Source organism: Azomonas agilis (assembly GCF_007830255.1).
GTDB lineage: Bacteria > Pseudomonadota > Gammaproteobacteria > Pseudomonadales > Pseudomonadaceae > Azomonas > Azomonas agilis.
Map to the genome: position 1 here is coordinate 124,189 of NZ_VLKG01000002.1, position 23,562 is coordinate 147,750.

Here is a 23,562-nt window from a genome sequence, read left to right on the forward strand (position 1 = left end):
GCTGGAATGAAACGTGTAGGTCTGATCGGTTGGCGCGGTATGGTCGGCTCTGTGCTGATGCAACGGATGCTGGAAGAGCAGGATTTCGATTTGATCGAGCCGATCTTCTTCACCACCTCCAATATTGGCGGCCAAGGCCCTGAAATTGGTAAGTCTGTTGCCCCGCTCAAGGATGCCTACAACCTTGAAGAATTAAAGAGCTTGGATGTAATCCTCACCTGTCAGGGTGGCGACTACACCAACGAAGTGTTTCCCAAACTGCGTGAAGCCGGTTGGAAGGGCTATTGGATTGATGCTGCGTCCAGTCTGCGCATGCAGGATGATGCCGTGATTGTACTGGATCCTGTGAACCGTAACGTCATCGACCAGTCGCTGGACTCGGGGGTTAAGAACTACATTGGCGGTAACTGCACCGTCAGTTTAATGCTGATGGCCTTGGGTGGATTGTTTGAAGCTGGTCTGGTGGAGTGGATGAGCGCCATGACCTATCAAGCCGCCAGCGGCGCAGGGGCTCAGAATATGCGTGAGCTGATCCGCCAAATGGGGGTGATTCACAACGCCGTAGCGCCCGAATTGGCTGATCCTGCCAGCGCCATTTTAGACATCGACCGCAAAGTGGCGGCGACTCAGCGTGGCGAAAGCTTCCCAGTGGATCATTTTGGCGTGCCTTTAGCCGGTAGCCTGATTCCCTACATCGACAAAGAGCTGCCCAGCGGCCAAAGCCGTGAAGAGTGGAAAGGGCAGGCCGAAACCAACAAAATTCTCGGCACTACCCATCCTATCCCGGTGGATGGCATCTGTGTCCGTATCGGGGCCATGCGTTGCCACAGCCAAGCCCTAACCTTGAAGCTAAACAAAGACGTGCCTATGGCGGACATCGAAGCCTTGATCAGCCAGCACAATCCTTGGGTCAAGCTGGTACCCAACCACCGTGAGGCCAGTATGAAGGATCTGAGCCCTACTGCCGTAACTGGCACACTGAGTGTTCCCGTAGGCCGCTTGCGCAAGCTGAATATGGGGCCGGAATACCTCGGTGCTTTTACTGTGGGTGACCAGTTGCTGTGGGGCGCAGCTGAACCTTTGCGCCGTATGCTACGCATTTTGCTGGAGCGTTAGCCGATATTATGGCCGAAATAAACGCCGCGTGATCGCGCGGCGTTTTGCTGATCGGCTAATGAAAGAAATGTAGACTGAGCAGAATAGATAGGTATATGTATCTATATATGTCATGGCAACTGGCCAGAAAGTAAGTCATTGATAAAAGCCTTTTTGTACAAGATACTTGCTACCCATTTGAGAATATTCAGAGCCAAAATAAACTAAGTTTTATAAGTTTTTGGCAGGGTCTCTGATATTTAGCCCAGACCGGCTTTATGGGGAAGTAAAGATCGGCGTTGCTTGGGTAGGTTATTCACCTCCGAGTCACTGTGGGTAATGACGGGAAGTCTTCTGAAGCCTCGAAAAACCAAATTAGGAAAACACTATGGTTCGGGTTCGCAATCTGGTATTGGCTATTGCAGCAGCCTCTGCTTTAACCGCTTCCAACATGGTTTTAGCCTTGGGAGTGGGAGAAATTCGTCTGGAGTCGTCTTTAAATCAGCCGCTGCTGGCCGATATTGAATTGCTGGATCTTCGTGGATTGATGGCTTCAGAAATTAAACCGAAGTTAGCCTCCGTAGAGGACTTTAAAAAGCTGGGCATTGAGCGGCCTTACACATTAACGGACTTAACCTTTACCCCGATGCAGCGCTCTGATGGGCGTTATGTCATCCGAGTGACCTCCAGTAAGCCCATGCGTGAGCCTTACTTAAGCTTTCTGGTTGAGGTTCTATGGCCCAGTGGTCGTCTGTTGCGCGAGTATACCTTGCTCTTTGATCCCCCCCTGTATGCACCCGAAGCAGCGACACAAGCGCCCCATTTGCCAGGCTCTAGGGTAGCTCCTGTTGCGCCTCCAAGTCCGAGTGCTGTAGCGGCAACACCTGCGGCGACACCCACACCTCCTATAAATACTCCTTCAGAGCGTGGGAGTACTTCGGGAGGGAGCTCGAACGGGGCTAGCGCTCCTCGGGCCACTTCGGTTCCCGCTCAGGTGCATCGCGCGCGTGGAAGAGAGTATCAGGTGGTGAGTCGGGATACCCTGTGGGGCATTTCCGAACAAGTACGGGAAGTGGGTTCCGTACATCAAAATATGGCGGCGATTTGGGACTTAAACCAAGAAGCCTTTGTGGGGGGCAATATCAACCGCATCCAAACGGGAAAGATTTTGCGCCTTCCAACGGCGGATCAAGTGACCAGTCGTTCCCATCCTGAGGCTGTGGTTGAGGTAAGCCGGCATACAGCCCGTTGGCGGCGCAGTCCAACGGCCTCTCAGGATGCGCGCAGTGTGGCAGCTACTACGCCAAACCGCCCAGAGCCAAAGGATAACCTGCGTTTGGTGGCAGCTGCCCACGCAGGCCGATCTGGGGCCGCAAGCCCGAGCGCTAAAAATCCTACGGAATCTAAAAATAACGATGCTGAGGTTCAGGCCTTACGTGATGAGTTGGCAACGGCTCAAGAGGGCTTAGATTCCAGCCGTCGGGAAAGTGAAGAGCTGAAAGATCGTCTGAATGATCTACAAAGCCAACTGGATAAACTCACCCGTTTAATGCAGCTTAAAGACAACCAATTGGCTGAGTTGCAAAACCAATTGGGAACGACCGCTAAAGCGCAAGCGGTTAAATCCGAGCAAGAGGATTCTTTAGCTCAATTCTGGACTAACCCTCTGTTATTGGGCGGAATTGGTGGCGGGGCGCTTATTACAGCGCTGTTAGCACTCTTGGCACGGCGTAAAGGAAGCGGGTCTCAAACGAATTTAGCCGCTCCTCAGGCTCGTCACCATGACGATGATCCGGTACTGACAACCACTCCCACTCCACTTAAATCTAAAGATCAGGATGACTCATTAGACCGTTTTGGGCTTACCGCGCCTCGCTCTTCGCGTACTGAAGATGTAGGGCTTGAGCTGTTGGATAAGGCTGAAACCTTCATGTCTTATCGGCAGTTTAATGAGGCAGCTTCCGTATTACGCAAGGCCGTTGTAGCCAATCCAGATCGACTGGAGCCTCATTTTAAATTGATGGAAGTGTACGGCGAATTACAAGATCGCGAAGGCTTTTTGCGTGAGGAAGCCGCACTGCGTGATTTAGGTGCTCCAGATACTCGAATTCGCAGCGTTAAAAGCCGTTTTCCAGCGCTGGGGGCTGTTGCGGCGCGCACTACAGCATCCGAGCGCCCCTTAGTTCATAACTCAGAAACGGCCGGTTTAGATTTTGAGGCTTTGTTGGATGAGTCAGCACATCCTGAAGTATCGGCGCGCTCCAGCCTGTTGGGGTCTGAAGATGATCGCCAGTCCAGCGATTTAGCGGCGGCTATGCGTGCGGCTAAACAGCGCGAAACGCTTCAATCTTCCGACGCTATGTCCCAAACGCAAACGAAAGCCGCTGAAGATCCCTTTGCTGATTTTGACTGGGAGTTGCCAGAGCCTAAACTGTCGTCTGCCTCGGTTCAGGCCGCCGCCAGCGACTCAAGTCCTGTACGCACCTTAGATATCAAAGAGGAAACGAGCCCAAGCCCTAAAGCTAAAGCCACCATGCCAGATGCTTTTGATTTATCCCAAGAGGAGCCACCTTCAGCGGCTCAAGCACCAGACTCAGACAATGAAGAGGTGACGACTCAGTTGGATTTGGCCAAAGCCTACGCGGAAATGGGGGACAAAGAGGGGGCTTTAGATATCCTCAAAGAGGTGATGAGCGAAGGCAGTGAGCGGCAAAAACAAATAGCACGTCAGATCGTGAGCACTCTGATCAAATAAGGTCTTCCTCGGCTGTGATTCAAGAAGTTACCCATATCCCTCAAACCTCCCTGTCCAGAATCGCCTTGGGCGTTGAGTATAGGGGGACTAAGTACCACGGATTTCAGCGGCAAAGCTCGGGTGTTCCCTCAGTACAAGAGGCTTTAGAGCGTGCCATTAGCCGTGTGGCCGGTGGTGCTGAAATTGCCTTGCGTTGTGCAGGACGTACCGATGCTTTGGTGCACGCCAGTGGTCAAGTGATACATTTTGATACAAATGTAGAGCGTAGTATGTTCACTTGGGTGATGGGCTGTAATGCCAATCTTCCATCTGATATCAGTGTGACCTGGGCTCAAGCTGTGCCCCCACACTTTGATGCACGTTTTAGTGCTGTGGCACGGCGCTATCGTTACGTTATCTATAATGACCCCATTCGTCCTGCCCATATGGCTGACGAGCTGACTTGGAACCATCGCCCCTTAGAGGTAGATCTGATGCGCCAAGCCGCATCTTTTCTGGTCGGAACCCATGATTTTAGTGCTTTTAGGGCCAAGCAATGCCAAGCTAAATCCCCGATAAAGACCTTGCACCATATTGAAGTGATACGACATAACCGTTTTATCGTGATTGATATACGTGCTAATGCCTTTTTACACCACATGGTGCGTAATATCGCCGGTGTGCTAATGAGCATCGGAGCAGGCGAGCAGCCTGTGGAGTGGATGCTGAACGTCTTAGAGTCACGGCAACGTAAAATGGGTGGTGTGACGGCCCATCCCTATGGATTGTATTTGGTGCGGGTTGAATATCCGCCTGAGTTTGATTTACCTCAGCGTTATTTAGGCCCGCATTTTTTGGCGGATTTAGCGGATGATCTGTCATCCAAGTCCTGATAATCGGCTTGCAGTACCCAAGGCTTTTGTTACCATTTTTGCCCTTACCCATGCCTAGGTAGTTCCCCTTGACCATTGTGCGCAGCAAGATTTGTGGAATCACCCGTGTAGAAGATGCTTTAGCCGCTGTTCATGCGGGAGCCGATGCTATAGGTCTGGTGTTTTATCCTAAAAGTCCTAGGGCCGTTAGCCTTGTTCAGGCGCAGGCTATAGTGCGGGCTTTACCACCTTTTGTGACCACGGTGGGTTTGTTTGTGAATAAGCCCCGTGCAGAATTAAATGCCTTACTGGCGCAAATCCCCCTAGATGTATTGCAGTTTCACGGCGATGAAACGCCAGAGGACTGTAGCGGTCATGGACGGCCTTGGTTTAAAGCCGTTCGTGTGCAGGCAGAAACCGATCTGCTGGCCCAGATGCAGGTCTATCAGGAAGCACAGGCTATTTTGTTGGACACCTTCGTGGCCGGTCAGCCCGGAGGTACAGGGCAGATTTTTGACTGGTCGCTGATTCCCAAGCACTTACCTAAGCCCATTATTTTGGCCGGTGGATTAACAGCAGATAATGTGCGACAAGCTATTGCAGAGGTACAACCCTACGCAGTGGATGTGAGTGGTGGGGTGGAACACAGCAAAGGCATTAAAGACCCCGAAAAGATGCGGGCCTTTATTGCTCAGGTACGTCAAACAATGTGACGACTGGCCTTAATGCACCGTCCAGTAATCAAACCAATGTGGATGCTTGATATAGGCGAGCCCATTTGGTGTGTGATGGTGCTTTACTTTAGAAGTTCAAGGGACATCTTCCCTTAATAGATGATGAATTATTCGGGTGTGCTGTGGAGCATGCCGAGTCGAAGTCGTGGAGAATAAGAGATGAGCAACTGGCTGGTAGATAAGCTGATCCCGTCGATCATGCGTTCTGAGGTCAAGAAAAGCTCGATACCGGAAGGACTCTGGCATAAGTGCCCGTCGTGCGATGCTGTGTTGTATCGTCCCGAGTTGGAGCGTTCGCTGGATGTGTGTCCTAAGTGTCAGCACCACATGCGTATTGGCGCACGTGCGCGTTTAAACATCTTCTTGGACGCGGAAGGGCGTGAAGAAATCGGAGCCGAACTGGAACCGACCGATCGCCTAAAGTTTCGAGATACCAAAAAGTATAAAGACCGCCTAGTGGCTGCTCAAAAGCAAACCGGAGAGAAAGATGCTTTGGTTGCCATGAGTGGCACTCTGATTGGCTTGCCGGTCGTAGCGGCGGCCTTTGAGTTCAGTTTTATGGGCGGCTCTATGGGCTCCATTGTGGGCGAGCGCTTTGTGCGGGCCGCCAATGTCGCGATGGAGCGTCGCTGTCCCCTAGTGTGCTTTGCCGCGTCAGGGGGGGCTCGTATGCAGGAGGCCTTGATCTCCCTGATGCAAATGGCGAAAACCTCGGCGGCTTTAGGGCGGATGCGCGAAGAGGGCTTACCCTTTGTTTCGGTACTGGTCGATCCAGTATACGGCGGTGTATCCGCCAGTTTGGCCACCTTGGGCGACATCATTGTGGCTGAGCCTAAAGCCTTAATCGGTTTTGCAGGCCCGCGTGTGATCGAGCAAACCGTGCGTGAAAAACTGCCGGAAGGCTTCCAGCGCAGTGAGTTTTTGCTGGAGCATGGCGCGATTGACATGATTATTCCGCGCCGAGAGCTGCGTCCTCGGTTAGCGCGTATTCTGGCCCAATTCCAAAACCTGCCGACCCCCGTAGAGGCTTTTGTGGAAGAGGAGGAGGGAGCCTTGGCTGCTGAGTCTTTACCTTCTCCCATCGCGGTTGCTGAGGCTATGGCGCAGGACGCTGAAGCCAACGAAGGTTTAACCGCAAAATCATGAGCCGAGCAAGCCTGAACGACTGGCTGTCTTACCTTGAGCAGTTGCACCCGCAAGCCATTGATTTGGGTTTAGATCGAGTGCGTTGGGTCGCTGAGCGCTTAGGTATTCAGCGCCCCGCGCCTCGTGTGATTACGGTTACTGGGACTAATGGTAAAGGCTCAACCTGTGCTTTTTTAAGCCAGTTGCTTCAGGCTCAAGGCTGGCGTGTGGGGGTGTATAGCTCTCCACACCTATTGCGTTATAACGAGCGCGTTTGCATCAATGGGCAAATGGTCACTGATGCGGCTTTGTGTCAGGCCTTTGAGCAGATTGAGCAGGCGCGTGGAGATACCTCTCTAACCTACTTTGAGTTTGGCACCTTAGCGGCTTTGCTGATATTTCAAGCGGCGGACTTAGGGGCTGTTATCTTAGAAGTAGGTCTAGGAGGGCGACTGGATGCGGTTAATCTGGTTGACCCGGATGTAGCCGTCGTGACCAGTATTGGCTTGGATCACACTGAGTGGTTGGGTAATACGCGCGAGAGCGTAGCCCAAGAAAAGGCCGGTATTTTTAGGCCGGGCATTCCTGTGGTGTGCGGTGATCCTAATCCTCCCGCAACCCTGCTTGCAGCGGCTTTAGAGCTTAATGCTCCGATCTGGATTCGCGGGCAGGATTATGGGCTGGAGCGAGCTCAGCAGAGTTGGCTCTGGTGGGGAACCAACCTACAGGGCTCAGCGTTGGCGTACCTAGATTTACCGGCGCTGTCTCTACCTTTAGAGAATGCTGCCTGCGCTTTGCAAGCCTTGGCTTTGATTCCCGGCGTTGTTTGGCCCGAGCATCCTGAACCTGCTTTAAAGGCAACTCAGATTACCGGGCGTCTGGATCGGCGAGTGATTGGTTATCAAGGGCGCAACCTGAGCCTGATGCTGGATGTGGGACATAATCCCCATGCCGCGCTTTATTTGAGTCAACAACTGTCTGCATTGCCTTCTGGTGGGCAGCGATACGCCTTATTTGGCCTCTTGCAAGACAAAGATTTAGAGGCTGTGTTGCAACCCCTGTTACCTCTCATAGATCATTGGGCCGTGGTTGCTTTGGATACAGCGCGCACTCGCTCAGCCGATGAGCTGTATCAGGCGTTGCACGAGAAGGGTGCATCAGTTTGTGCTTATGCTTCCATCCAGCACGCTTTGAAGGGGCTGCTTCCAGTGCTGGAGTCCGCTGACGAATTGTTGGTGTTTGGATCTTTTTACGCGGTGGCCGATGCTTTAAAGGAGCTAGACTCCATCGCTCAGGAGCATTTAGATGACATGGCTGGATAGACGGCTCCGGCAACGTATTGTCGGGGCTTTGGTGCTGGTTTCCCTAGCGGCAACCTTTTTACCTATGCTCTTAGATCGCGAAGATGAGCGCCGTCAGGTACAGGTGGAGGCTCCCCCTAAACCGGCTATGCCACCCATGCCAGCGGCCAGTGTGCAAGATCCTGTTGTGCCTGAAGCGACTCCCTTGGCTCCTCCTTCTAAGGCAGAGCCTCCAAAAGCTAGCGTTGCCGCAACACCTCCTGCCAAAGCAGCATCCACTCCTACAGCGTCGGCTAAAGCAGCAGCTCCTGAGCCTCGCTTAGATGCCTCAGGTTTACCCATCAGTTGGTCGGTGCAGTTGGCCAGCCTGTCTAATCGCGCTAGTGCAGAGGCTTTGGTGCAAAAATTGCGGGCTAATGGTTATAACGCCTATGTGCGTACCGTGACAGGGATGAACCGTGTGTTTGTAGGCCCGGTGGTGGAGCGCACCGAAGCGAACCGATTGCGTGATCAGCTACAGCAGCAACAGCAACTGAATGGCTTTGTAGTGCGTTTTCAGCCTGAGCGTGAGTAGACTTCGGCTTACTCCAAGCATTGACCTCTGTTAAAATGCCCGCTCTATCTTCCGCCACCGAATAGAAGCGCATCGTGTCTCTTATCTGGGTCGATTGGGTTATCCTTGCCATTATTATCCTGTCTGGCTTAATCAGCTTGAGACGTGGCTTTATTAAAGAAGCCTTGTCTTTGATGACTTGGATTGTCGCCGGCTTTATGGCTTGGAAATTTGGTGGGGCGGTTGCACCTTATTTTGCTTCTTACGTCTCTACACCTTCTGCTCAGGTGGTTGCCGCCTCTGTAGCGATTTTTGTAGTGAGCCTGCTACTCGGTGCTTTGGTGAGCCACTTACTGGATACCTTGGTGCGTGTCACAGGGCTTGCGGGTACTGATCGTTTTCTGGGAATGGCCTTTGGGGTGGCCCGGGGAATGTTACTGGTTGTCATTTTGGTAGGTCTGCTGAGTGTTGGCCCTGTACAGCAGGACGATTGGTGGCAGCAGTCTGTATTGATCCCGCATTTTTTGAGCATCGCGGACTGGTTAAGGGATCTGATTTCGCATTGGGGTGGGCAATGGATGGCCGGCTCTTCTGAGCCTGCGGGCAATTAATAGACTCACACCCAGCACTCTAATCCCTTATTTCCTGTTGCTATCGAGAGGTCCTCCCGCATGTGTGGCATTGTTGGCATTGTCGGCAAGTCGAGCGTCAATCAATCTTTATATGATGCACTGACGGTATTGCAGCATCGAGGGCAGGATGCGGCGGGCATTGTGACCTGCCACGATGGTCGCCTATTTTTGCGCAAGGATAACGGCTTAGTGCGCGATGTGTTTCAACAACGCCACATGCAGCGCTTAGTGGGGAATATGGGGATCGGTCATGTGCGCTATCCCACTGCCGGTAGTTCCAGCTCGGCGGAGGCACAGCCTTTTTACGTCAACTCGCCCTACGGCATTACGCTGGCCCACAATGGCAATCTGACCAACGTTGATCAGCTCAATAAAGAAATTTACGAGTCCGATCTGCGCCATGTGAATACCAACTCAGATTCAGAGGTGTTGCTTAACGTATTTGCCCACGAGCTGGCGGTGCAGGGCAAATTGCAGCCTACGGAAGAAGAAGTCTTTGCCGCAGTCTCTAAAGTGCATGAGCGCTGCCGTGGAGGTTATGCCGTAGTCGCCATGATTACCGGCTACGGTATCGTGGGGTTCCGTGACCCCAATGCTATTCGCCCCATTGTATTTGGCCAGCGCCATACAGAATCCGGGGTTGAGTACATGATTGCCTCGGAAAGTGTGGCTTTGGACGTACTGGGCTTTACCCTGATCCGGGATTTGGCTCCGGGAGAAGCCATCTATATCACCAGCGCAGGCGAGTTGTTTACCCGCCAGTGTTCGGATCATCCTCGTTATTCCCCCTGTATTTTTGAGCACGTTTACCTCGCTCGTTCTGACTCCTTTATGGACGGTGTGTCAGTCTATAAAGCCCGCTTGCGGATGGGCGAAAAGCTGGCGGAAAAGATCCTGCGTGAGTATTCCGATCACGACATCGACGTGATTATTCCCATCCCAGACACCAGCCGTACGGCGGCTATGGAGTTGGCGACCCGTTTGGGGGTTAAATTCCGCGAAGGCTTTGTTAAGAACCGCTACATTGGCCGTACCTTTATCATGCCGGGGCAAGCGGCGCGCAAAAAATCAGTGCGTCAGAAGCTCAACGCTATTCCGCTGGAGTTTAAAGGCAAGAACGTGATGCTGGTGGATGACTCCATTGTACGGGGCACAACCTGTAAGCAGATCATCCAGATGGCCCGTGATGCCGGTGCGCGTAAGGTGTACTTTTGCTCAGCAGCTCCTGCGGTACGCTATCCCAACGTCTATGGCATCGACATGCCCAGCGTGCATGAGCTGATCGCCCATAACCGCACCACAGAAGAAGTGGCGCAACTGATTGGGGCTGATTGGCTGTTGTATCAGGATTTACAGGATTTGATTGATTCAGTAGCTGGGCCTAAGGTCAAAATCAAAGAGTTCGACTGCGCGGTGTTTGATGGTCAATACGTGACCGGAGACGTGGATGAGGTTTACCTCAACCGTATTGAGCAAGCGCGTAACGATGCCAGCAAAGCCAAAACTAATGCAGTCAGTGCCATTATCGACCTCTACAACAGCTAGTTCTGTGTATGCAGGCAAACAAGGATACAGCAAGCATGTCAATTGAATGGGATGCCGGACGGCTCGACAGTGATTTAGAAGGCGCAGCGCCTGAAACCCTAGCGGTACGGGGTGGCCAATACCGTACTCCAGAGGGTGAGCACGGTGAGCCGCTGTTTTTTACCTCCAGCTATGTGTTTCGGTCTGCGGCTGAGGCTGCTGCGCGCTTTGCCGGTGAGCAACCGGGTAACGTCTATTCGCGCTACACCAACCCCACCGTGCGCACCTTCGAAACCCGTTTAGCGGCGTTGGAGCAGGGCGAACAGGCGGTAGCTACCTCTTCAGGTATGGCCGCGATCATGGCTACGGTGATGAGTCTGTGCTCAGCCGGTGATCATGTGTTGGTGTCGCGCAGTGTGTTTGGCGCTACGGTATCCCTATTCGAGAAGTACTTTAAGCGCTTTGGTGTGCAGGTGGACTATGTGCCGCTTTGTGATTTGAGCGCGTGGAAAGCTGCTTTTAAACCCAATACCAAACTGCTGTTCGTCGAATCGCCTTCTAACCCGTTAGCCGAGTTGGTGGACATTGCTGCTTTGGCCGCTTTAGCCCATGAGCATGGCGCGTTGCTGGCGGTAGATAACTGCTTCTGCACCCCGATTTTGCAACAGCCACTGGTATTGGGTGCGGACATCGTGGTGCATTCCGCCACCAAATACATCGACGGCCAAGGCCGCTGCTTAGGCGGCGCTGTGGTCGGTCGCCGGGAGCTGATGACTGAAGTAGTGGGCTTTTTGCGTACCGCTGGCCCAACCATGAGTCCTTTCAATGCTTGGGTATTCCTCAAAGGCTTAGAAACCTTGAGTCTGCGCATGAGGGCTCACTGTGCTACAGCGCTGGCTCTGGCTCTATGGCTGGAGCAACAGCCCGGTATCGATAAAGTGTATTACGCCGGTTTGCCCAGCCATCCGCAGCATGAATTAGCCAAACGCCAGCAAAAGGGCTTTGGCGCGGTCGTCAGCTTTGAGGTTAAGGGCGGTAAGGAAGCGGCGTGGCGCTTTATTGATGCTACGCGAATGATCTCCATCACTGCGAACTTGGGTGACAGTAAAACCACCATCACCCATCCTGCTAGTACGACCCACGGTCGTTTGTCACCGGAAGAGCGTGCTAACGCAGGTATCCAAGACAGTCTGATTCGGGTCGCGGTAGGACTTGAGGATTTAGAGGATCTGAAAAAAGACCTCGCCCGAGGATTAGCAGCACTCTAAGCCACTTTAAGGCCGAACACTTCCAGTTCGGCCTCTTTTAAGCGTGGTTTTTACGAAGCCACAGCACGAATCAAGCTGGACAATCCCTCATCAAGGCGCGCCTGTGCTTCCGCATCTAAGGTTAGATGCTCGTTTGCTACAAGAATTTGATGGTCGACAATATGGATGCTGGCCAACAAATGGCGTGCCCCTAAAGAAGCCAATACAGGTTTTAGGGTGTAATCCAGCGCTAAAGCATGGGCTAAGCTGCCGCCGGTGGCTAAAGGCAAAATAATCTTTCCGTTCAGGCCATCTTGGGGCAGTAGATCCAGAAAGGTTTTTAGTACCCCAGAGTAAGCCGCTTTATAAATGGGCGTGGCGATTACCAAAGCCGTTGCGCGGGCTACTTGATCTAAGGCGCGCTGAATCGCCGGATGAGTGTAATCGGCTCGAATCAAGGCTTCAGCGGGTAATTCGCGTACATCTAAAGTATCTACTTCAAGACCCAGGCTGGACAGTTGGTCAGCCAGTTGGTGCAGCACGCGGTGACTTTTTGAGGTCGCAGAAGGGCTGCCAGACAGCGTGAGAATGCTCATGCAAGACTCCTAACCTAAGATTTAGTAGGCTTTGCTTACAGCATACGCAATTTTTGCGGGGGCTTCAGGAGACTTCTAAGTCCAATTTGTCTGAATTGATACGGGAATTTTTATATGGCGCATACACTGCCTCGGCTCGGTTTTGCAGGCATTGGCTTGATGGGCTTACCCCTATGTCGTCGTTTGCGTTTAGCAGGCTATGAATTAACCCTTTGGAATCGTACAAAGGATAAATGCGCTCCTTTATTAGACCTAGGAGCCAAATTAGCCGCAACGCCCGCGGCTTTGTGTGAGCAGGCGGATGTAGTATTGCTGTGTTTGGCTGATACTCAGGTGGTACAGCAGGTGGTATTTGGGGCTCAGGGGATTGTAGAAGGTGCACGGCCTAATCAGTTGCTGGTCGATCATTCCAGTTTAGACCCTGCGGCCACCCGGCAGATGTCCGCTGAGTTGCTGTCCCGTACTGGAATGCGTTGGGTGGATGCGCCGGTTTCTGGCGGAGTAGCGGGAGCGGAAGCAGGCACCTTAGCCATTATGGCCGGTGGTCTGGTTGATGACATCGAACGGATTCGCCCAATTATGGCTCACTTAGGTCAGCGCCTAACCCATATGGGGCCGGTTGGGGCAGGGCAAGTGACCAAGGTCTGTAATCAGATGCTGGTGGCCTGCAATGCCTTAGTGATCGCGGAGGTGGTGGCTTTGGCGGAGCAGTCCGGGGTGGAGGCTCAGGCCATAGCCAGCGCTTTGGCCGGTGGTTTTGCGGACTCTAAACCCTTGCAAATTTTAGCGCCGCAAATGGCCAGCAGCCAGTTTGAGCCCATCAAGTGGCATGTGCGCACTTTACTTAAAGATTTAGATACCGCGGTTAAGCTGTCCCGTGAACAAAATTCAGCAACTCCTATGAGTGGTTTGGCCGCTCAATTGATGCGTCTACACGCGACTCAAGGTTATGCGGAGCAAGATCCCGCGACCCTTATTCAACTCTACCGGGAGCCGAGTCTATGAACATCGCCGCTAACTTATCGCTGTTGTTTACTGAGCGCCCCTTAGCTGAGCGGGTACTGGCCGCCCGGATTGCAGGTTTTTCGGGGGTGGAAATTCAATTTCCCTATGAGTTACCGGCGATTCGTCTGAAAGAGCTGCTAGAGCAGGCAGGATTGCCTTTGGTGTTAATTAACCTCCCCGCCGGGGATTTTATGACCGGAGGCTTAGGTTTAGCCGCAGTACCTGAACGCCAAGCTGAGTTCGATGCGGCATTACAGGAAGCTCTAACCTATGCCGCAATGGTTCGTCCGGCTGCAGTGAACGTACTGGCAGGGCGTTTGGCTGAGGGCGCTTCGCGCGAGCAAGCCTTGGCAACATTTATTACCAACTTGCGTAAGACCGCTGAAGCCTTTGCGGTATTGAATATCCCGGTACTGTGTGAGGCGATTAACCCTTTGGATATGCCGGGGTTTCTGGTGAATACTCCAGAAGACCTGCTGTATGTGTTGCAGCAGGTGAATCATCCCCAATGTTTGGCCCAGTTGGATCTGTACCATATGGCGCGGCAAGAGTTGGACATGGAGCAGGTGATCCAAAGTCTAGCTGGTCGTATTGGGCATGTGCAGTTTGCGGATTATCCGGGGCGAGGGGCACCTGGAACCGGGCATTTGGATTTCCCTCGTTTATTAGCGGCATTACAGCAGGCGGGTTATCAAGGCTGGCTGGGGGCAGAATACCGACCCGATGCAGCGGGGACAGAAGCAAGTTTAGCTTGGTTATCCCAATGGCAGGGATCGTTCAGAAGGCCCTCAGTCGTTTAGGGCTGAGGGCCTCTGGTTCATCAGATTTTTGAGTTGTTGTGAGCTACTCGGGCGTTTAAGCCTAAGTAATCCAACAAAACATGCCCTGTTTCAGTGAGGAAGGCATCTTCTTCTGGCTTCAGATCCTTATCTTCCTTGCTGGGTTTACCTAAGGCAGGCTCGTCCTGATCCAGCTTATCCAGAGGTTTTTCCCCCTTGGCTAAGCGGCGGGCGTTTTCAAAGGCCAACTGTTGTTTTTCGATCGTGCTTTGATAGGTGCGGCGTTTTTCTTCATTTAAGCTGACCGAAGTTTCCTGCATTAGTTTTTGGGAAAACGCCAGCCGCTCACGGATGTACACAAAGTCTGGGTTATTTTGCGTGCGTTGCTCGTGGCGCTTCTTCAGCTCATCAAAGTAAGGTTTGAAGGGATTACGCGCTAAAGGCAATACAGGACGAATGCTGTCCCAAGGCATGGCATGGGGGAGAGCGCTTTCGCCGATTTCCTGCGTATCCACGACCGAGGGGTAGCTGATATCCGGGATCACCCCTTGGTGTTGGGTACTTTGTCCCGAAACCCGATAAAACTTGGCTAGGGTTAACTTCAGCTCACCGTGGTTCAACGGCTGGATGCTCTGTACCGTACCCTTACCAAAGGTCTGCCCGCCTAAAATCAGGGCACGGTGATAGTCTTGCATCGCTCCGGCAAAAATCTCCGAAGCTGAAGCGGACAGGCGATTGACCAATACGGCCATCGGGCCTTTGTAGAACAGACCGGTTGAAGAGTCGTCGGTTAGCACATCAACTCGGCCATCGTTGTTGCGTACTAAGACCGTTGGCCCGCGATTGATAAACAGCCCCGTCAGCTCGTTGGCTTCTTGCAGTGAGCCGCCACCGTTGTTACGCAGGTCGATGACCAAACCGTCAACATGGTCTTTTTCCAGTTCGGTAATCAGGCGTTTAACGTCGCGAGTGGTGCTTTTGTAATCAGGATCACCAGCGCGCAGGGCTTTAAAGTCCAGATAGAAGGCTGGAATTTCAATCACCCCGAGTTTGTAGTCACGGCCATCATGCTGTAGGTTCAGGATGGATTTTTTGGCCGCTTGTTCTTCCAGTTTGACCGCCTCACGGGTTAGGGATACGACTTTACTGGTTTGGTCGCTGGGGGCATTACTGGCGGGGATCACCTCTAAGCGCACCACAGAACCTTTAGAGCCACGAATCAGCTTCACCACCTCGTCCAAGCGCCAGCCGATCACATCCACCATATCATCGCTGCCTTGGGCGACACCGATGATTTTATCCGCAGGCTGGATTTGCTTGCTTTTTTCAGCCGGGCCAGCGGGTACCAAGCGTACCACCTGAACGTACTCGTTATCGCTTTGCAATACGGCCCCGATGCCTTCCAGCGACAAGCTCATATTGATGTCGAAGTTTTCAGCGTTTTCAGGAGACAGGTATTGAGTATGAGGATCGTAACTTTGGGCAAAGGCATTAATGTAGGTTTGGAAAACATCCTCACCACGGGTTTGACGCAGGCGCGTTAATTGGTTTTTGTAGCGCTTGATCAGTAATTCTTGAATGTTTTTGGAGTCTTTTCCGGCAATCTTTAACCGCAAAACCTCGTCTTTAATCTTTTTACGCCACAGATCATTTAGCTCGGTGGTATTTTGAGGCCAAGGGCTTTTTTCGCGGTTGATGGTTAGGTCTTCATCGGCTTTAAAGTTTAGCTGGTCAATGCCCGCTTCCAGTAGGCCCAAAGCGTAGTTCAGGCGCTGGGTTTGGCGCTCCAGTTGGCGTTTATACATGGTAAAGCCGGGTTCTAGTTTGCCTTCTCTGAGGAAGTCATCAAACTGAGTGCGCCAAGACTCGAACTCCGCAATGTCTGAAGCCAAAAAATAGCTGCGGGATGGATCAAGGATTTCGAGGTAACCGTCGAAAATTTGCGATGAACGAGCATCATTGAGGGGCGGCTTGTTGTAGTGGTGGCGTTTAAGCAGCTCGACCACATTGAGGCTAGCGATTACTTGATCCCGGCTGGGTTGGAGGTAATCCCACTCATCAGTGCTCGGTTTAGCCAGCGAAAGCGTCGCCTGTAGGCCGAAAATCAGGCCAAGGAGCGAGCCGCTCAGCAAATATTTCATGGGGATAAGGCTCCCTGATAGGGTGGTATCAAGCCTATATTAGTCAGTAGGCCAGTAATTAAATATTTAATGTTTGGTATCAGGCTGTTAGGACTACAGCAGAGGCTGAGGTCGCGACAGGCAATCCGGCTCAATATAAGAAACATGTTCCAATATGGAGGCTGTATGAACGCATTGCAAGCAGTTGAAGGCCAGTTAGAGTGGGCGGAGCGTCCTGCACCTGTGTGTAACGCGGGACAAATTCGGATTAAGGTCGCTGCCGCTGGTCTAAATCGTGCCGATTTGTTGCAGCGAGCGGGTTTATATCCGCCGCCGCCCGGTGTCACTGATGTATTGGGATTAGAGTGTTCCGGTGTGGTGATTGAGGTAGTGGGAAATAGCCGTTGGCAGGTTGGCGATAAAGTCTGCGCACTGCTGGCCGGTGGTGGCATGGCTGAAGAGGTGGTGATTGAGGGCACTCAAGCTTTACCGGTTCCTCAAGGTCTTAATCTGATTGAGGCGGCGGTGTTGCCAGAAGTATATGCAACGGCTTGGCTGAACCTATTTGTGTTGGGCAAGTTGCAACCGGGAGAAAAAGCCCTAATTCATGCGGGAGCCAGTGGTGTGGGGTCTGCGGGTATCCAACTGTGCAAGGCCTTTGGTAATCCCTGTTGGGTGAGTGTGGGCTCTTTAGACCGTTTGGCTTACTGCGAATCCTTAGGTGCTCAGGGCGGTGTGCTGCGAGGCGATGGTTTGGAGGCGTTGCGGGATTTTGCTCCCTTCGACGTTATTTTGGATCCAGTGGGTGCTAAATACGCCCCACTCAACCTCAGTATTTTAGCTCTGGACGGGCGTTGGGTGATGATTGGTCTAATGGGTGGGCGCGAAACTACCCTAGATCTGGCTAAGTTGCTGTCAAAGCGCATCCACCTGATGGGTTCGACGTTACGCAGTCGGTCTTTAGAAGATAAAGCTCAATTATTGGCAGACTTAGAAGCTAAGGTATGGCCTCTATTTTCTTCAGGCTCCCTTTCTCCACGCTTAGAGCAGTCCTTTTCGATCAAAGATGTGGAGGCTGCTTTTGCCAGTTTAGCCACTAACAAGGTATCAGGAAAACTGGCTCTGGTGATTGATGAGCATTTGGCTGCCTAAGCGTTTGGAGGAACCTAAGCCCTTGGCTTGAGTCTTGATTGCACTGGAGTTGAAGTGCTTTGAAATGTTCTGAAATCACAGAGCAATACTGAACAGACATCGCCCTTCTTTATAGTAAGTGCCGATTCCGCCTCTACTTTTTTTGGTAGAGGTCATAGACCAGAGAGGAGTTTTTATGCAATCGCAAGAACAGCAGCTGATTGATGGTTTGTTTAACCGTGTTAAAGAAGCCGAACAACAAACCGGAGCGCGAGATGTTCAAGCCGAAACGCATATTCAGCAGCGCCTACGGGAGCACCCCGCAGCCCCTTACTACATGACGCAGGTTATCCTGATCCAAGAAGCGGCTTTGAAACAATTGGATCAGCGGGTTAAAGACCTTGAGGCTCAAGTAAATCAACTACAACAAGCCCAGCCTCGCCCTAGCAGTGGTGGCTTTTTGTCGGGCTTGTTTGGCGGTGGTAGCAGCACTCCTGCTCCTCAAAATAACACAGCCGTTGCGCCCGCTAACCAAGGTTGGGGACAACCCGCTCGTCCCGCACCGGGCTCATCTCTATTTGGTGGTGCTGGTGCAAGTCGGGGTTGGGGACAGCCCGCTGCTCCTGCTGCCAGTGGCGGCGGTGGTTTTATGGCGGGTGCTATGCAAACCGCACTGGGGGTTGCAGGGGGGATGTTATTAGCCCAAACCATCTCCAACCTGTTCCAAGATTCTAGCCCTGAAGAGATTACAGCTACCCTGCAATCAGATGCACCTGCGGTGTCAGAAGCTCCGGCAGCTCCAGAGTCTGAAGTGGCTGCGGCTGACTCGTCGGCAGGTTTTGCAAATGATCCTTTCCAACAAGCCAGCTACGAGCCTGAGCCTGAAGAAGATTTCTTCGATGAAGGCGGTGATGACGATAGTTTCGTCTAACTCTGATAACTCAGAGCATCGCGGGCTTTTGGTAAACATCAGGGGCTATGCAAAATAGCCCCTGATGTTGATGCTTTAGGGAAGTTCTGGGGTAGCGTAAAAAGCAGTCAGTACTTTGACCAGATGGGTTAGGTCATGACTGCCTGCTAGTTCACGGATGGAGTGCATGGCAAAGGTAGGCAATCCAATATCTAAAGTACGGATACCCAATTGGCCTGCAGTGATAGGGCCAATGGTCGAGCCACAGCCCATATCTGAGCGCGTGGTGAAGCATTGCACCGGGATTTCTTCGGCCAAACATAGGTGCCGGAAAAATCCCGCCGTCTCGCTGTTGGTCGCATAGCGCTGATTGGCGTTAACCTTAATCACTGGGCCAGCATTGAGTTTGGGGCCATGATTAGCATCGTGTTTATCCGGGTAGTTAGGATGCAGTGCGTGGGCGTTATCGGCGGATATGAACAGCGAACGGCTGATCGCCCGCAATAAGCTGTCTTCTTTGGGGAATAGACGTTGCAGCGTTTGCCGCAAGAAGGGGCCATCCGCTCCACAAGCTGAAGTAGAGCCGATTTCTTCATGGTCGTGGCATACCAGCAAGCAGGTTTCCAGAGGGCTAGTGCGTAATAAGGCTTGTAGGCCAGCGTAGCAAGACAGCAGGTTATCCAGTCGCGCTCCGGCGATGAAGTCTTGATTCAAGCCGATTAAAGCCGCCGGTTGGGTGTCGTAAAGGCTTAGCTCGTAATCCAATACCACATCAGCAATGAGACCGTGTTCGCGTCCTAGTTGGTCGGCTAGCAAGGCTCTAAAATCCAATCCATCTTGATTGGGTACCTGAGCCAAAATGGGGGGTAATTCATTTTGAGCATTAATAGCCCAGCCTTTATTGGCTTCACGGTTTAAGTGAATGGCTAGGTTGGGAATGGTTGCAATGGGGTGATGGAAGTCAATCAGTTGGCTTTCAATGCGGCTGTCTCGGCTAAAGGTAACGCGCCCTGCAATGGATAGATCACGGTCAAACCAAGGTGCCAGTAACGCACCGCCGTAGACTTCGACACCTAACTGCCAGAATCCTTGGTTTTGTAATTCAGGCTGTGGTTTTACCCGTAGGCAAGGGCTGTCGGTATGGGCTCCCACTAACCTCATGCCTCGTTCTGTAATAGGCTGAGTTCCCACCTGAATGGCAATGATGGATGAGTCATTGCGGGTGATGTAATAGCGGCCTCCGGCATCAATATTCCATGTGTCGCGTTCATCAAGCCGTTTGAAATTAGCCGCGTGCAGTAAGCGCACTAAGTTGGCGGTGGCATGGAAGGGGGTAGGAGAGGCTTTGAGAAATTCAATGAGACCTTGATTGAGTTCTTCGTGCATCAGGCAGGCTCCGGTCAGCTATGAACCGGATTCTAGCCTATTTATCTCCTAAGCTCCTGATCTAAGTGGGCTGGATCAAAAAGGGGCTGCACTCTCAAAGCTGAGAGGCATTCGAGTATCTGGGTGTGTGAGTGTTAAACGGCAGGCGTGCAGGCATAGTCTTGGGTAAGCGTGAAGTGCTTGCTCGTGGGCATACAAACGATCCCCCAGCAATGGGTGGCCTAGCGAGAGCATATGCACCCGTAGTTGGTGGGAGCGCCCTGTGACCGGTGTAAGCTCCACACGCGAGTAGTCCCCATAGCGTGCTAGGACTTGCCAGAAGGTGAGGGCATAACGGCCTTCCTGCATATCCACAACATGGCGTGGTTTGGTAGGTGGGTCGTAACGCAAAGGAAGCTCAATTTGGCCGCTGTCTTGGGGAGGATGTCCCCAACATAGGGCGGTGTACGCCTTATCTATTTCGCGATCATGAAATTGCCGTGATAACTCGCGGTGGGCATCTGCATTCCGGGCTAAGACAATCAAGCCCGAAGTTTCCCAGTCTAGGCGATGCACAATACGCGCTTCGGGATAACCATGTTCTTGTAGGCGTGTGACCAAACAATCACGGTTATCCTCAGCACGGCCAGGGACGGACAGTAATAACGTAGGTTTTTCTACAACCAGCAAGGCACTGTCTTGATGGATGATGCGAATTTGGCTCAGTGGCACAGAGCGTTCCTATCAAGTAGTACCAAGCAGGTTTGGCTCATTAGCGTTCAGGAAGCGTCACATTCAATTCCAGAATGGAGCAATTCCCCTGATTTTCCAGCGCGACCTGAACTTGATCATTGTCCACATTAACGTATTTGCGAATCACCTCAAGCAGCTCTCTTTGTAAGGCTGGCAGGTAGTCAGGTTCGCAGCGTTGATTACGCTCATGGGCAACGATAATTTGCAGACGCTCTTTCGCGATGGAGGCAGGAGTTTGCTTCTTGCGTTCACGAAAGAAGTCCAGAAGATTCATTCACGACCTCCAAAAATACGTTGCAGGAATCCATGCTTTTTAACATCTAAAAAGCGATGTTCAACATCTTTGCCTAATAGCCGATCTACGGCATCGCTATAGGCTTGGCCTGCGTCACTTTCGTCATCCAAGATGACAGGAATACCTTGGTTAGAGGCCTTTAAAACTGATTTTGATTCAGGAATAACTCCGAGCAGGCGGATGGATAGAATTTCTTCCACATCCTCAACGCCGAGCATTTCACCTTTTTCCACTCGATCTGGGCTGTAGCGAGTCAGCAACAGACGTTCTTTAATCGGTTCTAAACCTAGCTCAGCCCGACGAGATTTGCTGGCTAATAACCCAAGCATACGGTCAGAGTCTCGTACTGAGGAGACCTCAGGATTGGTGACGACTATGGCCTCATCAGCAAAATACATGGCCAGATGGGCACCTTTTTCGATACCCGCAGGGGAGTCGCAGATTACGAAGTCGAAATTACTGGCCAGTTCGCTGATAACACGCTCCACACCTTCAGTGGTCAAAGCGTCTTTATCACGAGTTTGACTAGCGGCCAAAACATATAGGTTTTCCAGACGCTTATCTTTGATCAGCGCTTGGGCGAGGGTGGCATCCTCTTGGATAACGTTGACGAAGTCGTAGACGACACGCCGTTCGCAACCCATGATGAGATCCAGATTGCGTAGGCCGACATCAAAGTCGATGATCACGGTTTTATAACCGCGCAAAGCAAGCCCTGTGCCGATTGACGCGCTGGTCGTTGTTTTGCCAACACCACCCTTGCCGGAGGTGACTACGATAATCTTGGCCAAGACGATTTACCTTATGTGCTGTTTGGGAGCCGTTATACCTTAAAGGTATGTCTCTTAATTGGATCTAAAACAATTTTGCAGAGTATCCGTTAAAGGGGGCGGAGGTTCAATGTATCCCCTTCAAGGCTAATTTGGGTCGCCTCCCCCCAGAGAGGGTGACGGCGTAAGTCTTCAGCTACTTTGTAACAACCTGCAATAGAAAGCATTTCTGCGGCCAGTTGCTTGCAAAAAATCTGAGCTGAGGTATTTCCTTTAATGCCTGCTAAAGCGCGTCCTCGTAAAGGAGCATAAACATGAATATTTCCATCCGCTAACAATTCTGCTCCCGGACTGACGGGGGCCAAAACGATTAAATCCCCCTGAGTATATACTTGCTGCCCTCCACGAATGGGTTGGTTGATGATGCGAGCAGGTTTATATACAGGTTCTAAAGGGGGTGCAGGTTTAGGAGCGCTACTTTCATCGCTTGGAGGGAGTGGGCGTGTTTTGGGCTGTGCCCCCATGCCTGGCAATATAGGGAGATTGAGCCGATATGCTGCTTCCAAATGCGCAGGATGGGTAGCACGCAGTCCCAAAGGACAGAGTCCATGCTTACGACATAACTGCATCAGCGCGGCCAGATTGAGCTCGCTAGATTCAGGAGGAAGCCGATCCAGGGCCAGCACAAGCGGGGTGTTGCTAAAAAATTGGGGCGCACGCTCAACTTTTGCGGCTAATTGCCAGTCTAAGCGCTCTAAGTCGTTGTGCTCTAGCTCCAGTACGGTGACGGCCAGCATGCTGCCTCTAAGCTGAAACACGGGGTTTTGCTCTGCCTGAGTCATGTTTGATCTGCTGATGCTAAATGGCGACGACTTATAGCGGGATGTGCTTCATGCTGCAAGTGGTGCTTAAAAATAAAGGAGTTTGACCAAGGGGTTTGAGATTGGCTTTGCATTTTAAGCCCAAGGAGTATCCCGATGTTCTCGTTAAAGTTTTTCTTTATTTTGTCACAGTTAGGCTTTTGAATGGATCGTCCAAAGTTTCGGTTGTATTTTCTTCATCCTCGTTTTTGGTTCACTTGGCTTTGGTTAGGAGCCCTTTGGCTGTTGATTCAGCTTCCGTACTCATTCATTTTGAAGCTAGGACGCGGTTTGGGCTATTTGATGTATCCGATAGCCATCTCACGCCGAGAGATTGTGCGCCGCAATTTAGAGCTGTGCTTTCCTGATTGGTCTTTAGAACAGCGTCAGCATCTTTTACGCGAAAATTTTGCCTCCACAGGGACGGCCTTTTTGGAAATGGCCATGAGTTGGTGGTGGCCCAAGCAGCGCTTAGCACGCCTAGCCCATATTGAAGGCATAGAGCATTTGGCTGAGGCTCAATCTGAGGGGCAAGGAGTTATTTTAATGGCCTTGCACTTTACAACCTTGGAGATAGGAGCCGCACTACTGGGACAGAAGTACACCATTGATGGCATGTATCGTAAGCACAAAAATCCTTGCTTTGACTACATACAGCGCCGAGGGCGTGAGCGTCATAACTTAGACTCTACCGCTATTGAGCGTGGAGACATCCGAGGCATGCTTAAGGCATTGCGGGCTGGACGGGTGATTTGGTATGCCCCAGATCAGGACTATGGACGGCAACACAGTGTTTTTGTGCCGTTATTTGGGGTTACAGCAGCAACCGTAACCGCGACCAGTACATTTGCCCGTTTGGGTCGAGCTAAAGTTGTGCCTTTTGTTCAACAGCGCTTAAAAGATGGATCAGGTTATAAGCTAATTATCTATCCTGCGTTGGAAAACTTTCCGGCACAAACAGAAGAGGCCGATTGTTTACGCATTAATCAGTGGGTGGAATGGGCGGTACGCCAGCATCCTGAACAGTATTTATGGGCGCATAGACGTTTTAAGACACGTCCTGTGGGAGAGGTTGGCTTATACCAATAAAGTATTTATTTAATTAATATCGACTGGGTCAGAAGACTTTAAGTCCTAAAAACATTGGCTTTCTAAGATTTC

Annotated in this window: 21 protein-coding genes and 1 pseudogene; 15 read left to right on the top strand and 7 right to left on the bottom strand. The window is 51.8% G+C overall.

Annotation, left to right across the window (positions count from 1 at the left end; all coding sequences use genetic code 11):
* Positions 1-6: 6 nt before the first annotated feature.
* The 10 genes and pseudogenes from asd to LX59_RS02940 all read left to right on the top strand — a co-directional run bounded on the left by asd (position 7) and on the right by LX59_RS02940 (position 11,838).
* Positions 7-1,116, top strand: a complete 1,110-nt coding sequence (gene asd, locus LX59_RS02895; protein ID WP_144570350.1) for an aspartate-semialdehyde dehydrogenase — start codon at positions 7-9, stop codon at positions 1,114-1,116.
* A 367-nt stretch (positions 1,117-1,483) separates the two neighbouring features.
* Positions 1,484-3,850 carry a motility hub landmark protein FimV gene (locus LX59_RS02900; protein WP_144570351.1) on the top strand — a complete coding sequence of 789 codons (2,367 nt, stop codon included), beginning with the start codon at positions 1,484-1,486 and terminating at the stop codon, positions 3,848-3,850.
* A 14-nt stretch (positions 3,851-3,864) separates the two neighbouring features.
* A complete protein-coding gene (truA, locus tag LX59_RS02905) occupies positions 3,865-4,722 on the top strand; it encodes a tRNA pseudouridine(38-40) synthase TruA (protein ID WP_144570352.1) in 858 nt (285 codons plus the stop codon).
* 68 nt (positions 4,723-4,790) lie between these two features.
* A complete protein-coding gene (locus LX59_RS02910; RefSeq protein WP_144570353.1) occupies positions 4,791-5,414 on the top strand; it encodes a phosphoribosylanthranilate isomerase in 624 nt (207 codons plus the stop codon).
* Positions 5,415-5,594: 180 nt separating this feature from the next.
* Positions 5,595-6,455 (top strand): annotated as a pseudogene (gene accD, locus LX59_RS02915) (acetyl-CoA carboxylase, carboxyltransferase subunit beta); the annotation flags it as partial.
* Positions 6,456-6,577: 122 nt separating this feature from the next.
* On the top strand, positions 6,578-7,882 hold the full coding sequence (folC, locus tag LX59_RS02920) for a bifunctional tetrahydrofolate synthase/dihydrofolate synthase (RefSeq protein WP_144570355.1): 1,305 nt from the start codon (positions 6,578-6,580) through the stop codon (positions 7,880-7,882).
* Positions 7,866-8,435, top strand: coding sequence for an SPOR domain-containing protein (locus LX59_RS02925; protein ID WP_144570356.1), 570 nt, complete (start codon positions 7,866-7,868; stop codon positions 8,433-8,435). The genes folC and LX59_RS02925 overlap by 17 nt, the downstream gene beginning before the upstream one ends.
* 74 nt (positions 8,436-8,509) lie before the next feature.
* Complete coding sequence (locus tag LX59_RS02930) at positions 8,510-9,025, top strand: CvpA family protein (RefSeq protein ID WP_144570357.1); 516 nt, start codon at positions 8,510-8,512, stop codon at positions 9,023-9,025.
* A 60-nt stretch (positions 9,026-9,085) separates the two neighbouring features.
* Entirely contained in the window at positions 9,086-10,591 is a 1,506-nt protein-coding gene (gene purF / locus LX59_RS02935) for an amidophosphoribosyltransferase (protein ID WP_144570358.1), read from the top strand.
* A 35-nt stretch (positions 10,592-10,626) separates the two neighbouring features.
* Complete coding sequence (locus LX59_RS02940; protein WP_144570359.1) at positions 10,627-11,838, top strand: O-succinylhomoserine sulfhydrylase; 1,212 nt, start codon at positions 10,627-10,629, stop codon at positions 11,836-11,838.
* Positions 11,839-11,888: 50 nt separating this feature from the next.
* On the opposite strand, the gene ssuE is transcribed toward LX59_RS02940, so the two are convergent.
* A complete protein-coding gene (ssuE, locus tag LX59_RS02945) occupies positions 11,889-12,413 on the bottom strand; it encodes an NADPH-dependent FMN reductase (protein ID WP_144570360.1) in 525 nt (174 codons plus the stop codon).
* A 114-nt stretch (positions 12,414-12,527) separates the two neighbouring features.
* Between ssuE and LX59_RS02950 the strand changes: the two genes are divergently transcribed.
* Both LX59_RS02950 and LX59_RS02955 read left to right on the top strand, forming a co-directional pair.
* Positions 12,528-13,418 (top strand): NAD(P)-dependent oxidoreductase, encoded by an 891-nt coding sequence (locus LX59_RS02950; protein WP_144570361.1) that lies wholly within the window; start codon positions 12,528-12,530, stop codon positions 13,416-13,418.
* Positions 13,415-14,218 (top strand): hydroxypyruvate isomerase family protein, encoded by an 804-nt coding sequence (locus LX59_RS02955; RefSeq protein ID WP_144570362.1) that lies wholly within the window; start codon positions 13,415-13,417, stop codon positions 14,216-14,218. The genes LX59_RS02950 and LX59_RS02955 overlap by 4 nt, the downstream gene beginning before the upstream one ends.
* Before the next feature lie 20 nt (positions 14,219-14,238).
* Here the strand turns inward: LX59_RS02955 and LX59_RS02960 are convergent, their stop codons facing one another.
* Positions 14,239-16,338 carry a carboxy terminal-processing peptidase gene (locus tag LX59_RS02960; RefSeq protein WP_144570363.1) on the bottom strand — a complete coding sequence of 700 codons (2,100 nt, stop codon included), beginning with the start codon at positions 16,336-16,338 and terminating at the stop codon, positions 14,239-14,241.
* Positions 16,339-16,503: 165 nt separating this feature from the next.
* Here LX59_RS02960 and LX59_RS02965 point away from each other — a divergent pair, with 165 nt between their 5' ends.
* Both LX59_RS02965 and LX59_RS02970 read left to right on the top strand, forming a co-directional pair.
* A complete protein-coding gene (locus LX59_RS02965; RefSeq protein WP_144570364.1) occupies positions 16,504-17,469 on the top strand; it encodes an NAD(P)H-quinone oxidoreductase in 966 nt (321 codons plus the stop codon).
* Positions 17,470-17,644: 175 nt separating this feature from the next.
* The gene (locus tag LX59_RS02970) at positions 17,645-18,379 is read left to right on the top strand and encodes a DUF2076 domain-containing protein (RefSeq protein ID WP_144570365.1); all 735 of its coding nucleotides are present in this window, start codon (positions 17,645-17,647) and stop codon (positions 18,377-18,379) included.
* A 75-nt stretch (positions 18,380-18,454) separates the two neighbouring features.
* On the opposite strand, the gene LX59_RS02975 is transcribed toward LX59_RS02970, so the two are convergent.
* The 5 genes from LX59_RS02975 to minC form a co-directional block, all read right to left on the bottom strand.
* Positions 18,455-19,744: a M18 family aminopeptidase gene (locus LX59_RS02975; RefSeq protein ID WP_144570366.1), complete on the bottom strand. Its 1,290-nt coding sequence runs from the start codon at positions 19,742-19,744 to the stop codon at positions 18,455-18,457.
* A gap of 75 nt (positions 19,745-19,819) precedes the next feature.
* Complete coding sequence (locus LX59_RS02980; RefSeq protein WP_144570367.1) at positions 19,820-20,455, bottom strand: RluA family pseudouridine synthase; 636 nt, start codon at positions 20,453-20,455, stop codon at positions 19,820-19,822.
* A 40-nt stretch (positions 20,456-20,495) separates the two neighbouring features.
* Complete coding sequence (gene minE, locus LX59_RS02985) at positions 20,496-20,750, bottom strand: cell division topological specificity factor MinE (protein ID WP_144570368.1); 255 nt, start codon at positions 20,748-20,750, stop codon at positions 20,496-20,498.
* Positions 20,747-21,562 carry a septum site-determining protein MinD gene (gene minD, locus LX59_RS02990; RefSeq protein ID WP_144570369.1) on the bottom strand — a complete coding sequence of 272 codons (816 nt, stop codon included), beginning with the start codon at positions 21,560-21,562 and terminating at the stop codon, positions 20,747-20,749. Before minD ends, minE begins: the two co-directional genes overlap by 4 nt.
* 89 nt (positions 21,563-21,651) lie before the next feature.
* Positions 21,652-22,383, bottom strand: a complete 732-nt coding sequence (gene minC, locus LX59_RS02995) for a septum site-determining protein MinC (protein WP_144570370.1) — start codon at positions 22,381-22,383, stop codon at positions 21,652-21,654.
* A 183-nt stretch (positions 22,384-22,566) separates the two neighbouring features.
* Here minC and LX59_RS03000 point away from each other — a divergent pair, with 183 nt between their 5' ends.
* Positions 22,567-23,490: a lipid A biosynthesis lauroyl acyltransferase gene (locus LX59_RS03000; protein ID WP_144570371.1), complete on the top strand. Its 924-nt coding sequence runs from the start codon at positions 22,567-22,569 to the stop codon at positions 23,488-23,490.
* Positions 23,491-23,562 lie beyond the last annotated feature (72 nt).

Excerpts from the sequence above, each read along its gene's own strand:
- asd (WP_144570350.1), top strand. The coding sequence starts at position 7 with ATGAAACGTGTAGGTCTGATCGGTTGGCGCGGTATGGTCGGCTCTGTG.
- LX59_RS02900 (WP_144570351.1), top strand. The coding sequence starts at position 1,484 with ATGGTTCGGGTTCGCAATCTGGTATTGGCTATTGCAGCAGCCTCTGCT.
- folC (WP_144570355.1), top strand. The coding sequence starts at position 6,578 with ATGAGCCGAGCAAGCCTGAACGACTGGCTGTCTTACCTTGAGCAGTTG.
- LX59_RS02925 (WP_144570356.1), top strand. The coding sequence starts at position 7,866 with ATGACATGGCTGGATAGACGGCTCCGGCAACGTATTGTCGGGGCTTTG.
- purF (WP_144570358.1), top strand. The coding sequence starts at position 9,086 with ATGTGTGGCATTGTTGGCATTGTCGGCAAGTCGAGCGTCAATCAATCT.
- LX59_RS02940 (WP_144570359.1), top strand. The coding sequence starts at position 10,627 with ATGTCAATTGAATGGGATGCCGGACGGCTCGACAGTGATTTAGAAGGC.
- ssuE (WP_144570360.1), bottom strand. The coding sequence starts at position 12,413 with ATGAGCATTCTCACGCTGTCTGGCAGCCCTTCTGCGACCTCAAAAAGT.
- LX59_RS02950 (WP_144570361.1), top strand. The coding sequence starts at position 12,528 with ATGGCGCATACACTGCCTCGGCTCGGTTTTGCAGGCATTGGCTTGATG.
- LX59_RS02955 (WP_144570362.1), top strand. The coding sequence starts at position 13,415 with ATGAACATCGCCGCTAACTTATCGCTGTTGTTTACTGAGCGCCCCTTA.
- LX59_RS02960 (WP_144570363.1), bottom strand. The coding sequence starts at position 16,338 with ATGAAATATTTGCTGAGCGGCTCGCTCCTTGGCCTGATTTTCGGCCTA.
- LX59_RS02965 (WP_144570364.1), top strand. The coding sequence starts at position 16,504 with ATGAACGCATTGCAAGCAGTTGAAGGCCAGTTAGAGTGGGCGGAGCGT.
- LX59_RS02970 (WP_144570365.1), top strand. The coding sequence starts at position 17,645 with ATGCAATCGCAAGAACAGCAGCTGATTGATGGTTTGTTTAACCGTGTT.
- LX59_RS02975 (WP_144570366.1), bottom strand. The coding sequence starts at position 19,744 with ATGCACGAAGAACTCAATCAAGGTCTCATTGAATTTCTCAAAGCCTCT.
- minE (WP_144570368.1), bottom strand. The coding sequence starts at position 20,750 with ATGAATCTTCTGGACTTCTTTCGTGAACGCAAGAAGCAAACTCCTGCC.
- minC (WP_144570370.1), bottom strand. The coding sequence starts at position 22,383 with ATGACTCAGGCAGAGCAAAACCCCGTGTTTCAGCTTAGAGGCAGCATG.
- LX59_RS03000 (WP_144570371.1), top strand. The coding sequence starts at position 22,567 with ATGGATCGTCCAAAGTTTCGGTTGTATTTTCTTCATCCTCGTTTTTGG.